The 12421-nt window shown below is 71.9% G+C and carries 12 protein-coding genes; 7 read left to right on the top strand and 5 right to left on the bottom strand.

The window, feature by feature from the left end; all coding sequences use genetic code 11:
- From CHC05_RS42185 to CHC05_RS33680, 5 genes are all read right to left on the bottom strand, one after another.
- A partial coding sequence (locus CHC05_RS42185; protein ID WP_218824773.1) for a hypothetical protein occupies positions 1–199 on the bottom strand: 199 nt, incomplete at its 3' end.
- A 38-nt stretch (positions 200–237) separates the two neighbouring features.
- Entirely contained in the window at positions 238–909 is a 672-nt protein-coding gene (locus CHC05_RS33665) for an NUDIX hydrolase (protein ID WP_089254793.1), read from the bottom strand.
- 103 nt (positions 910–1012) lie between these two features.
- Positions 1013–1648 (bottom strand): TlpA family protein disulfide reductase, encoded by a 636-nt coding sequence (locus CHC05_RS33670; RefSeq protein WP_089254689.1) that lies wholly within the window; start codon positions 1646–1648, stop codon positions 1013–1015.
- The gene (gene nth / locus CHC05_RS33675) at positions 1645–2370 is read right to left on the bottom strand and encodes an endonuclease III (protein ID WP_089254690.1); all 726 of its coding nucleotides are present in this window, start codon (positions 2368–2370) and stop codon (positions 1645–1647) included. Before nth ends, CHC05_RS33670 begins: the two co-directional genes overlap by 4 nt.
- A 480-nt stretch (positions 2371–2850) precedes the next feature.
- Positions 2851–3528, bottom strand: coding sequence for a Crp/Fnr family transcriptional regulator (locus CHC05_RS33680; protein WP_089254691.1), 678 nt, complete (start codon positions 3526–3528; stop codon positions 2851–2853).
- A gap of 145 nt (positions 3529–3673) precedes the next feature.
- Between CHC05_RS33680 and CHC05_RS33685 the strand changes: the two genes are divergently transcribed.
- From CHC05_RS33685 to CHC05_RS33715, 7 genes are all read left to right on the top strand, one after another.
- A complete protein-coding gene (locus CHC05_RS33685) occupies positions 3674–4327 on the top strand; it encodes an adenosylcobinamide amidohydrolase (protein ID WP_089254692.1) in 654 nt (217 codons plus the stop codon).
- A 55-nt stretch (positions 4328–4382) separates the two neighbouring features.
- A complete protein-coding gene (locus tag CHC05_RS33690; protein WP_089254693.1) occupies positions 4383–5555 on the top strand; it encodes a CapA family protein in 1173 nt (390 codons plus the stop codon).
- An 86-nt stretch (positions 5556–5641) separates the two neighbouring features.
- Positions 5642–6232: a TetR/AcrR family transcriptional regulator gene (locus tag CHC05_RS33695; protein WP_089254694.1), complete on the top strand. Its 591-nt coding sequence runs from the start codon at positions 5642–5644 to the stop codon at positions 6230–6232.
- Between the two features lie 10 nt (positions 6233–6242).
- A complete protein-coding gene (locus CHC05_RS33700; RefSeq protein WP_089254695.1) occupies positions 6243–7025 on the top strand; it encodes a TIGR03084 family metal-binding protein in 783 nt (260 codons plus the stop codon).
- Positions 7022–8698 carry an acyclic terpene utilization AtuA family protein gene (locus CHC05_RS33705; protein ID WP_089254696.1) on the top strand — a complete coding sequence of 559 codons (1677 nt, stop codon included), beginning with the start codon at positions 7022–7024 and terminating at the stop codon, positions 8696–8698. The genes CHC05_RS33700 and CHC05_RS33705 overlap by 4 nt, the downstream gene beginning before the upstream one ends.
- A gap of 91 nt (positions 8699–8789) precedes the next feature.
- Positions 8790–10382: an acyl-CoA carboxylase subunit beta gene (locus CHC05_RS33710; RefSeq protein WP_425426885.1), complete on the top strand. Its 1593-nt coding sequence runs from the start codon at positions 8790–8792 to the stop codon at positions 10380–10382.
- Positions 10383–10392: 10 nt separating this feature from the next.
- Positions 10393–12417 carry an ATP-binding protein gene (locus CHC05_RS33715; RefSeq protein ID WP_089254697.1) on the top strand — a complete coding sequence of 675 codons (2025 nt, stop codon included), beginning with the start codon at positions 10393–10395 and terminating at the stop codon, positions 12415–12417.
- Positions 12418–12421 lie beyond the last annotated feature (4 nt).

Genomic DNA, 12421 nt, shown 5'->3' on the forward strand with positions numbered 1-12421 from the left:
GGCGCAGCCCCAAGGCCCGGCGCAGCCCCAAGGCCCGGCGCAGCCCCAAGGCCCGGCGCAGCCCCAAGGCCCGGCGCAGCCCCAAGGCCCGGCGCGGCCGGCCGTGCGCAAGGTCGTCACGCCGTTCTCCACCAGCGCCGTGGCCCAGGCCGCCGCGCTCGCCGCGCACCTCGTGACACGCCGACGGCAGAAACAACACGGCGCGCCGATCGGGACCGGCGACGCCGGTAGGCAGGGCTACGGCTGTTCGTCGGCGTCCGCGGTTGCGGCCGGGGGTGGGGTCGCTGGTGGCAGGTCGGCGATTCGGTCCTGCGGCCATGGGCGGGTCCAGCCCGCCATGTCCAGCAGCGTCGACAGCACCCCTGCGGTGAAGCCCCACACCAGCATTCCGCGTACCTCGAAGGCTGGGCCGATCCAGCCGCTCGGGTGGCGTAGGCGCAGGCGGTTGGCCGGGTCGCACAGCTCGGCTACCGGGAGCCGGGCGACGTGGGCGACCTCACCCGGGTCGCGTGGGGCTACCGGGTGGGGGCGGTGCCACCAGGCCAACACCGGGGTCACCAGGAAGTCGCTCGCGGGGATCCACAGCGTCGGCAGCTCGGCCAGGAGGGTGACGCTGCTCGGGTCCAGGCCGACCTCCTCGTCGGCCTCGCGCAGTGCGGTCGCTGCTGGGTCGGCGTCGCCCGGGTCGGCTACGCCGCCGGGGAAGGCGGGCTGGCCCGCGTGGTTGCGCAGCGTGGCCGCTCGTTGCAGGACCAGGATGTCGGGGCCGCCGTCGGGCTCCTCGCCCAGTAGGACCAGCACCGCGCTGTCGCGGCCGCCCTCGTTCGGGGTTGGCAGGCGGGTGAAGTCTTCGGCCCGCGAACGGTGCAGGCGGGACAGCAGCGGCGCGAACCAGTCCGGGAGCGCCAGCTCGCCGGCCGCGGAGCGGCGCCGAGCGCCTACCCCGTCGGGTAGCGCGTCTGGGAACAGTCTCGGGCCGCCGGTCGGCGCGCCCCCGTTGTCCCAGATTCCGTCAGCCAACCGGGACCGCCACCCCGAGGTGTCGCTGGACCAGGTCGGTCAGGGCCGCTTCGTCGAGCGCCGTGCCGTTGTAGAGGTGGACCACCTTGCCCGTCGCGTCGACGAACAGGGTGACCGGGATGCCGGCCTGCTTGAGGGCGACGCGGACCTGCTCGTTCTGGTCGAACACGCTCGGGTAGCTCAGCCCGAACTCAGTGACCATGTCTTCGCCGTTGGACCGGATGTCGCGGGTGTCGACGCCGAGGAAGTGCACCAGGCCCGTCGTGCGTTTCGCGACCGCCTCGACCGCCGGTAGCTCGGCGCGGCACGGCTCGCACCACGAACCCCACAGGTTGATCACCGCCGGCCCGCGGACGTCGGCCAGCCGCAGGTCGCCGCCGCCGAAGCAGGGCAGCGACGCGGTGGGCAGTTTGACGGACGTGGGCGCGCCCGATCGCGCGCTGGTGGACTCCGCCGGCGGCTTGGTCAACGCCTCGCAGTCAGCGAACGACATCGCGGGTGGCGCCGCCGACCCCACCGGCTCGGCGGAGGAGTCGTCCGAGGACGAGCGGTCGGAACACGACCGGACTCCGATGCCGGCGAGCAGGCCGACGACCAGCAGGACGACCAGCGGGAGGTAGCGCTTCACGGGACGTCCGCCGTGAACGCCTGCTGCGGGACGACCGACGGGTCGATGCCGACGGCCTCTGCCAACTGCGCTGCCCGCGGACCCTTGAGCAGCTTGGCCGCCTGCACGGGGTCGGTCGGGCCTGTGCCGTAGGACGGGCACAGCTTGGCCAGGGTGCACGCGCCGCAGGCCGGCTTGCGAGCGTGGCAGACCCGGCGGCCATGGAAGATCACGCGGTGGGAGAGCATCGTCCAGTCGCGCTTGGGGAACATGGCACCGATGGCGAACTCGATCTTGACCGGGTCGGTCTCGGCGGTCCAGCGCCAGCGGCCGACCAGCCGCCCGAAGTGCGTGTCGACGGTGATGCCCGGCACGTCGAACGCGTTGCCCAGGATCACGTTGGCCGTCTTGCGCCCGATGCCCGGCAGGCTCACCAGGTCGGGCAGGTTGGCCGGCACCTCGCCGTCGAACCGCTCGACCAACTGCTGGCCGAGCTTCATCACCGAGTCGGTCTTGTTGCGGAAGAAGCCGGTCGGCTTGAGCGTGACCTCGAGCTCGGCCCGATCGGCGCCCGCATAGGCGGCCGCCGTCGGATATTGCGCGAACACCTTGGGCGTGACCTCGTTGACCTTCTTGTCGGTCGCCTGCGCCGACAGGATCGTCGCCACCGCGAGCTCCAGCGGGTTGCGGAAATCCAGCTCGCAGTGGGCATCGGGATGGGTCTCCGCCAGGATGCGCCCCATCCGGCGAGCCCGCCGCGTGCGCCCGAGCTCGGTCTCCGCGTCGAAGGCGGCTGTCCTAGTCACGTGCCAAAGACTATTCCGCGCGTACGACAACCTGGCGCCGCCATCCGCCCGATCCGGAAACCGAGCGACAAACCCCGTTAGACCCGAGCCCACCGCAGCAAGCGCCCACCGCCGAGACCCTGCCGCCGCCAACCAAAGCAGCGCCGAAGGCGAAAACACTGCGACAAGCGCTCACGGTCAAGACCCCGCCGCCCACGGTCGCGGCATACGAGAACACCGCCTGGCGTGCCCGGCCGGACCACTCGTCGCGGACGCGGCCAGCGCCGTGTCACCGCTCACTGCGGGCGGCCTGGACCCGCGCTTGCGGATGTCCGATCTCCCCGCCCCCGTCACCACCGAGTTCCGATGGACCGGGGACGAAGGCCAAAGACGATCAGACGCGAGCGCGGCCGAACGAGCCGCGCGGGGTCGAGAGCGTCAGACGCGGGCCCGGCGGGCCAGGCGCTCCGGGTCCAGGATGATGATGGACTTGCCGTCGAGGCGTAGCCAGCCGCGGCTGGCGAAGTCCGCCAGCGCCTTGTTGACCGTTTCGCGCGAGGCGCCCACGAGCTGGGCGATCTCTTCCTGCGTCAGGTCGTGGGTGACCCGCAGGACGCCGCCGTCGCGGGTGCCGAAGCGGCCTGCCATCTGGAGCAGGTTCTTGGCTACGCGGCCCGGGACGTCGGTGAAGATCAGGTCGGCCAGGGCGTCGTTGGTACGCCGCAGGCGGCGAGCCAGCACGCGCAGGAGCTGCTCGGCGATCTCCGGGCGGTTGTTGAGCCACGGGCGCAGCGCCTGCTTGCGGAGGCGGGCCAGGCGGGTGTCGGTGACCGCCGTGGCGGTTGCCGTGCGCGGGCCCGGGTCGAACAGCGACAGCTCGCCCACCATGTCGGACGGGCCCATCACCGCGATCAGGTTCTGCCGGCCGTCAGCGGCGCGGCGGCCAACCTTGATCTTGCCACTGAGCACGATGTAAAGGCTGTCGCCTGGTTCGCCCTCGTTGAAGACAATCTCGCCCTTGCGGGCCTCGATGGTCTCCATGTCCTTGGCGAGCGCCTCGGCCGCCTCCGGGTCTACACCCTGGAAGATGCCGCTACGGGCCAGAACCTCATCCATCGCGCACCTCAGTTCCACGAATGGCGCGGAAACCGCGCGCAGTCAGTCTAGGCGTACGCATCGCCCGACCGGCCCGGCAACCCCCGGATAGTGATCAGTCCATGTGCGGGCCGACCCCGGTTGCCACCTGCCTTATCGTCGTCGCGTGCCGTTCAAGCCCATTCTTACCGCGCGGCAGGAGAACGGCGAAAGTATCCCCGTCCTGGTCTGGCGCTTACCCGCCCCGCTGCGCGCGATCAGCTCTGCCCCGCTGGGCGGCGGGATAGGGCCGGCCGGCTGGGTCCTGAACGCGACGGTTCCCATGTCGTACGCCCGGGAAGACCCGCAGGAGCACCTGGCCGAGCTGGCCGGCGACCTCGACCTCGATGGCCCTGGTGTCGGGTTGTTGACCGGCGTCGACGTGACGCAACGGGTTGCCGCGACCGACGGTGCGGCTGAGGTGTGGGCGACGGTCGGTCTGGGTGCACCGATCATGGCCGCCGCGGAGCGCGACCTGCCCCGGCAGCACCGGCCAGGAACGATCAACATCATCGCCTTCGTCCCGGTACGCCTGAGCGACGCGGCCCTGGTCAACGCTGTCGCGACCATCACAGAAGCGAAGGCCCAGGCGCTGTGGGAGCTGGGTCTCGCGGCGACCGGCACCGCCACCGACGCGGTCACCGTGCTGTGCCCGCCGGACGGGCCCGCGGAGCCGTACGGCGGGCCACTCTCGGTCTGGGGCGCAAGGCTTGCCCGGGCCGCGCACCGGGCCGTCCGGGAAGGCGGCAGCCGTCCCAAGATCCCCTGGTCGGAGCGGTAATCCATAGTACTGACGGAGGTGCCCAAGGGTGCCTCCGGAACGATATGGTGCGCGCGTGTCTCACCCCGACTCACCCGATCGGCGTAGCCTGCGCCCCGTCATCGTCGCCGGTGTCGCCGTCGCCGCGCTGATCGGTGTCGGCTTCGCGGCGGTCTCGGCCGTTGCCAAGGGCCGCGGCAACCCGGCCGCGGTCTGGGTCGCGCCGACCGGCCCGACCGGCACCGCCGCCCCGCCCGGAGGGGACGCACCCGAAGAGCAGAAGTCGATCTCCCTGTCCGCGACCGGCGACATCGTCATGGGCAACGCGCCGAACCGGCTGCCGTCCAACGGCGGCAAGGGCTTCTTCGACGGCGTGCAGAAAGACCTCGTCGCCGACCTGGTGATGGGCAACCTCGAAGAGCCGCTCACGGACGACACCGGGCGTTCGAAGTGCGGTGCCGAGTCGACCGGCTGCCACCAGTTCCGGGCGCCGCCGGGCTATGCCAAGCACCTGAAGGACGCCGGCTTCCAGCTGCTCAACCAGGCCAACAACCACGGCAACGACTACGGGCCGGCCGGCTACGAGAACACCCAGGAAGCGTTGGAGGAGCACGGCCTGCAGCACACCGGCGCCGTCGACCAGATCACGGTCGCCGACGTGAAGGGCGTCAAGGTCGCCGTCGTCGGCTTCTCCTCGTACCCCTGGAACAACAGCCTCATCAACATCGCCAAGGGCAAGGCGCTGATCGCGAAGGCGGCCAAGCAGGCCGACATCGTCGTGGTGCAGGTCCACATGGGTGCCGAGGGCTCGGGCAAGACCCGGGTGAAGCCCGGCACCGAGATGTTCCTCGGCGAGAACCGCGGTGACCCGGTCAAGTTCTCCCGCTCGATGATCGACGCGGGCGCCGACCTGATCGTCGGCCACGGCCCGCACGTGCTGCGCGCGATGGAGTTCTACAAGGGCCGGCTGATCGCCTACAGCCTGGGCAACTTCGCCGGTGGTGGCGGCACGCTCAACAACAGCGGCCCGCTCGGCCTCGGCGCGGTGCTCAAGGTCGAGCTCAACCCGGACGGCTCCTGGGTCGGCGGCAAGCTGGTCTCCACGCGGATGAACAGCGCCGGCAAGCCCGTCACCGACCCCGACGACGACAGCCTGACGATGATCGCCGAGCTGACGGGGCAGGACTTCCCGCGCACCGGCGCCGAGTTCGACGACGAGACCGGCAAGATCAACCCGCCGGACGCGTAAGAGCCCACAAAAGCCACAAAACGGATAAAAGCAGAGACAAAACAATCAGGCTTGACTGTTTGTTTCGGCGCCGCCATGCTCAGGAAATGCGGACCCCGCAGCAGGAGCGCAGCCGGGTGACCCAGGCCCGCCTCCTGGACGCGGCCGTCGACAGCCTGGTCGAGCTGGGCTGGGCGGGCACCACGACGACCGTGGTCGCCGAGCGGGCGGGCGTCTCCCGGGGTGCCCAACTGCACCACTACCCGACCAAGGCGACCCTGGTCATGGCCGCCGTCGAGCACCTCGCCGACCGCCGCGCCGCCGAGATCCGCGCCGAGGCGGCCAGCCTGCCGGCGGGCGCGCAACGGGTCGACCGGGTGATCGACATGCTCGCCGCGGTGTTCACCGGCCCGCTCTACGCCGCCGCCCTCGAGGTCTGGGTCGCCGCCCGCACCGACCCGGAGCTCCGCACCGCGCTCGTGCCGGTCGAGGCCCGGGTCGGCCGTGAGCTGCACCGGCTCACCGTCGAGCTGCTCGGCGCCGACGAACGCCGCCCCGGCGTCCGTGAGTCCGTGCAGGCGACCCTCGACCTGATGCGCGGCCTGGGCGTGGCCAATCTGCTCTCCGACGACGCCGCGCGGCGCACCGCCCTGCTCCGCGAGTGGAAGCGCCACCTCGCCGACGTGATCCGCGACTGAAGGAGGACCAGTGGTCGAGCTCGCCGCCCTGCTCACGGATCTCGACGCCGAGACCGCCGAGCTCGACGCGCTGATAACAAACCGGCCAGCGAGCGACTGGGACCGGCCGACACCCAGCGCCGGCTGGACCGTCGCGCACCAGATCGCCCACCTGGCCTGGACCGACCACGCCGCATTGCTGGCCACAACCGACGACGCCCAGTTCGTCGCCCTGCTCGCACCGCTCGCCGACGACCCCGACCGGATCGCCGACCAGGGAGCCGAGGACTTCCTGGCGCCGCCCGACGAGTTGCGGCAACGCTGGCTGGCCGGCCATCGCGACCTGGTCGAGGCACTGCGGGCCGCGCCGCCGGGCAAGCGCATCCCGTGGTTCGGCAACCTGCTCGCGCCACAGTCGATGGTCACCGCCCGGTTGATGGAGACCTGGGCGCACGGCCTCGACATCGCCGACGCGCTCGGGGTCACCCGGCAACACACCGACCGGCTCCGACACGTCGCCTTCCTCGGCTTCCGTACCCTCGGCCACTCGTTCCTCGCCCACGGCCGGGCCGTACCCACAGACCCGGTCCGGGTGGAGCTCGTCGCCCCCGATGGCACCGTATGGGCCTTCGGCCCAGAAGGGGCGAAAGACCGGTTGACCGGCCCCGCCGTCGACTTCTGCATGCTGGTCACCCAGCGCCGACACCCCGACGACCTGGCCCTGGAAACCACCGGCCCCGTCGCGGCCGAATGGCTCAAGGTCGCCCAGGCCTTCGCGGGCCCGCCCGGCGCCAAACGGGAGCCCGTCGCATGATCCGCATCGGCAACGCGTCCGGCTTCTACGGCGACCGGTTCACCGCCTGGCGGGAGATGCTCGACGGCGGCGACCTCGACGTGTTGACCGGCGACTACCTGGCCGAGCTGACCATGCTGATCCTCGGCCGCGACCGGGCGCGCGATCCGGCCCTCGGCTACGCCAAGACCTTCCTGCGCCAGCTCGACGGCATCCTCGGCACTGCCCTGGACAAGGGCGTCAAGCTGGTCACCAACGCCGGCGGCCTCCATCCCGCCGGCCTCGCCCAGGCCATCAGGACCCTGGCCGAAGAGCGCGGGCACAAACCCCGCATCGGGTACGTCGAAGGCGACGCCCTGCTGCGCCCGGACGCGCTGACCGCCAACGCGTACCTGGGCGCGTTCGGGATCGCCGCCTGCCTCGACGCCGGGGCCGACATCGTGGTCACCGGCCGGGTCACCGACGCCGCGCTGGTAATCGGCCCGGCGGCGGCCCACTACGGTTGGGCGCGCGACGACTTCGACGCGCTGGCCGGTGCCACCGTGGCCGGGCACGTGATCGAGTGCGGCGCCCAGGCGACGGGTGGCAACTTCAGCTTCTTCAGGGAGCTGCCCGACGGCGCCCGCCGCCCCGGCTTCCCGATCGCGGAGATCGCCGAAGACGGCAGCTCCGTGATCACCAAGCACCCCGGCACCGGCGGAGCGGTCACCGTCGAGACGGTCACCGCGCAGCTGCTCTACGAGATCGACTCCCCCGCCTACCTCGGCCCGGATGTGGTCACCCGGTTGGACACGGTCCACCTGCGCCAGCAGGGCCCGGACCGGGTCGCCGTCACCGGGGTGCGGGGGGCGCCGCCGCCGCCCACCCTCAAGGTCGGCGTCGCCAACCTCGGCGGCTTCCGCAACTCGATGACCTTCGTCCTCTGTGGGCTCGACATCGAGGCCAAGGCAGCGTTGGTCCGCGGGCAGCTCGAGGACGCGGTCGGCAAGGAGGGCCTGGAGTTCACCCTGGCCCGCACCGACCACCCCGACGCCGTCGACACCGAGGCGGCCAGCGCCCTGCTGCACGTACACCTGAAGGACCAGGACCCGAAGCGGGCCGGGCGGGCGTTCTCGGCCGCCGCGGTGGAGCTCGCGCTGGCCTCCTATCCGGGTTGCACCTTGACCACCCCGCCGGGTGACGCCACCCCGTTCGGCGTGTTCACCGCCGACACCGTGGCCCAGGACGGCGTCAACCACACGGCCGTGCTGCCCGACGGCCAGCGCGTGACCATCCGCCCGCCGGCGCGCACCGCGACCTGGCAACCGGTGCGGCAACAACCGGACGCGCCGGCGCAACCAGGCCCGACCACGAAAGCGCCGCTGGGCCGCGTGCTCGGCGCCCGCTCCGGTGACAAGGGCGGCGACGCGAACCTCGGGGTCTGGGCCCGCACCGACGCGGCCGCCGCCTGGCTGCTCGGCTGGCTGACCACGGACCGGCTCGAGGAGCTGCTGCCGGAGACGGCGCCATTGACCGTCGAGCGGCACGTACTGCCCAACCTGCGGGCGGTCAACTTCGTCATCCGCGGTCTGCTGGGCGAGGGCGTCGCCGCCTCGACCCGCTTCGACCCGCAGGGCAAGGCGCTGGGTGAGCTGCTCCGCGCCCGGGTCGCCGAGGTGCCGACCGCCCTGCTCGACGGCGGTGGCCCGACGTGATGCATGACAACCACCGTGTCGAGTCCGGCGAGACGCTCGTTACGGAGGTGGCAATGGCCAAGGACGCCGGTGAGGGGTGCGCGTGACTGTCATGGAGACCGCGGTCGACCCGCGTAACCCGTCCTACCTGGAGAACCGCTCCGCGATGTTGGAGCGCCTCCACGAGGTCGAGGACGCGCTCGACGACGCCCGCTCGGGCGGTGGCGACAAGTACGTGAACCGCCACCACGCCCGCGGCAAGCTGCTGCCCCGCGAGCGCATCGAGCTGCTGGTCGACCAGGACGCGCCGTTCCTGGAGCTGTCACCGACCGCCGCGTGGGGCACCGACTTCCCCGTCGGCGCGAGCGTGGTCAGCGGCATCGGCGTGATCGAGGGCGTCGAGTGCGTGATCGTGGCGAACGACCCGACCGTCCGCGGCGGCGCGATCAACCCGTACGCGTTGAAGAAGACCCAGCGGGCAGGCGAGATCGCCCTGGCCAACCGCCTGCCCCTGGTCAACCTGGTCGAGTCCGGCGGTGCCGACCTGCCGACCCAGGCGGAGATCTTCATTCCGGGCGGCGGCATCTTCCGCGACCTGACCCGGCTCTCCGCGGCCGGCATCCCGACCATCTCGGTGGTCTTCGGCAACGCCACGGCCGGCGGCGCGTACGTGCCCGGCATGTCCGACTACACGATCATGGTGCGGCACCAGGCGAAGGTCTTCCTGGCCGGGCCGCCGCTGGTCCGGATGGCGACCGGCGAGATCACCGACGACGAGTCGCTCGGCGGCGCCGCGATGCACGCCGGCACGTCCGGCCTGGCCGACTACCTCGCCGAGGACGAGCGCGACGGGCTGCGGCTGGCCCGCCAGGTGGTTCGCCGGCTCAACTGGCGCAAGCGGGGCCCGGCGCCGCGCTCGCGAAACCCGCAACCGCCCAAGCACGACGTCGAGGACCTGCTGGCCATCGCCAGCGCCGACCAGCGGACCCCGTTCGACCCGCGCGAGGTGCTGCTGCGCGTGCTCGACGGCAGCGAGTTCGACGAGTTCAAGCCCGGCTACGGCGCCGCGCTGGTGACCGGCTGGGGTGAGCTGCACGGCTACCCGGTCGGCGTGCTGGCCAACGCCCGCGGCGTGCTCTTCTCCGAGGAGTCGCAGAAGGCGGCCCAGTTCATCCAGCTCGCCAACGCCAGCGACACCCCGCTGCTGTTCCTGCAGAACACCACGGGCTACATGGTCGGCGCGGAGTACGAGCAGCGCGGCATCATCAAGCACGGCGCCCTGATGATCAACGCGGTCTCCAACTCCAGGGTCCCGCACATCACGATCAACCTCGGTGCCTCGTACGGCGCCGGCAACTACGGCATGTGCGGCCGGGCGTACGAGCCGCGGTTCCTGTTCACCTGGCCGAACGCGAAGTCCGCGGTGATGGGCCCGACCCAGCTCGCCGGCGTGCTGTCGATCGTGGCGCGGCAGGCGGCCGAGGCCAAGGGCCAGCACTACGACGAAGACTCCGACCAGGCGATGCGAATGATGGTGGAGCAGCAGATCGAGAGCCAGTCGACGGCGCTGTTCCTCTCCGGCCGGCTCTACGACGACGGGATCATCGATCCCCGCGACACCCGCACCGTCCTCGGGCTGTGCCTTTCGGCTATCCACAATGCACCGATCAAGGGCGCCGAGGGCTTCGGCGTCTTCCGGATGTGAGGGCTCGCGCATGATCCGCAGACTGCTGGTGGCCAACCGGGGTGAGATCGCCCGCCGGGTCTTCGCCTCGTGCCGGCTGGTCGGCATCGAGACGGTCGCCGTCTACTCGGACGCCGACGCCGACTCGCCACACGTGGCCGAGGCCGACTACGCCGTGCACCTGCCCGGCAACGCACCGACCGCGACGTACCTGCGCGGCGACCTGATGATCGGCGCGGCGCGCAAGACCGGCGCCGACGCGATCCATCCCGGGTACGGCTTTCTCTCGGAGAACGCCGACTTCGCCGCGCTGGTCGCCGACAACGGGCTGACCTGGGTCGGGCCGCCGGCCAAGGTGATCGCCACGATGGGCTCGAAGATCGAGGCCAAGACGCTGCTGGCCGACGCCGGCATCCCGATGCTGCCCACCTGGTACGACGCCGACCGCGTCAGCGAGTTCCCGGTGCTGGTCAAGGCGTCGGCCGGCGGTGGCGGGCGGGGCATGCGGATCGTGCACGACCGCGAGTCGCTGCCGGACGCGATCTCCTCGGCCCGGCGCGAGGCGGCGCTGGCCTTCGGCGACGGCACCGTGTTCATGGAGCGCTACGTGGAAAGCGCCCGGCACATCGAGGTGCAGATCTTCGCCGACGCCCAGGGCACCGTGGTGCCGTTCGGCGAGCGGGAGTGCTCCATCCAGCGGCGCTACCAGAAGGTCGTCGAGGAGTCGCCGTCGCCGGTGGTCACTCCGCAACTGCGCGAGCAGCTCTGCGCGGCCGCGGTCGCCGCCGCCCGGGCGGTGGGCTACGTCGGCGCCGGCACGGTCGAGTTCCTGGTCGACGCCGTTGGCGGCGGCTTCTACTTCCTGGAGATGAACACCCGGCTCCAGGTGGAGCACGGCGTCACCGAGCTGATCTCCGGCTTCGACCTGGTCCAGCTCCAGCTCGCGGTGGCCGAGGGCAACCCGCTGCCGCTGCAGGCCCCACCGCCGATGCGCGGCCACGCGATCGAGGTGCGGCTGTGCGCCGAGGACCCGGCCGCGAACTGGCTGCCGTCCACCGGCACGCTGCACCGGGTCCACATCCCGCAGATCGCCGGCGAGTTCCGGCCCCTGCAGGCGCCCGGCCTGCGGCTCGACTCCGGCGTGCGGGACGGGTCCGTCGTCGGCGTGCACTACGACTCGATGCTGGCCAAGCTGATGGCGTGGGCGCCCACCCGGGCCGACGCCGCCCGGCTGCTCTCCGGTGCCCTGGCCCGCGCCGAGATCCACGGCGTGACGACCAACCGCGACCTGCTCGTGCGTACGCTGCGGCACCCGTCCTTCCGCTCCGGTGACATCGACACGGCGTTCCTGGAGCGGCACCCGGAGGTGTTCGCGCCGCTGCTCTCGTCGGTCGACGCGGTGCGGGTGTCCTGCCTGGCCGCCGCGCTGGCCGGCGCCGCTGCCCGGCGGGCCGACGCACCCGTGCTCGGCACGCTCCCGTCCGGTTGGCGCAACGTGCCATCCCGATCACAGACCACCGTGTACGACGGCCCGGCCGGCCCGGTCGAGGTCGGCTACCGGCTGGACCGGGCGGGTGACCTGGTCAACTGGTGGGTCAGGGCGGTCGACCCCGACGACCCGGACCTGGGCGGGCTCGGCCAGCCACCGGCCACCGACGACCACCCGCCGGCGCAGGTGGTCTCGGCCGAGGCCGACGCGGTCGCGCTCGACGTCAACGGAATCCGGCTCATGTTCACCGTGCGGCGCATCGGCGACGTGTCCTACGTCGACAGTCCGGAGGGCTCGGTCACCCTCCAAGAGTTGCCGCGGTTCCCGCTCCCGTCGGCCCAACTGGCCGAGGGATCCCTGGTCGCACCGCTGCCCGGGCACGTCAGCCGGGTCATGGTGGTGCCCGGCCAGCGGGTCCGCCCCGGCGAGCTGCTGATGACGCTCGAGGCGATGAAGCTCGAGCACCCCGTGTACGCCCCGTCCGCCGGCTACGTCTCCGCGTTGCCGGTCGGCCCCGGCTCGCAGGTGGAGACCGGTGCCGTACTGGCGGTTCTCAGTCCCGAGTAAACCA

It is taken from the genome of Asanoa hainanensis, from assembly GCF_900188485.1.
GTDB classification, from domain to species: Bacteria; Actinomycetota; Actinomycetes; order Mycobacteriales; family Micromonosporaceae; genus Asanoa; species Asanoa hainanensis.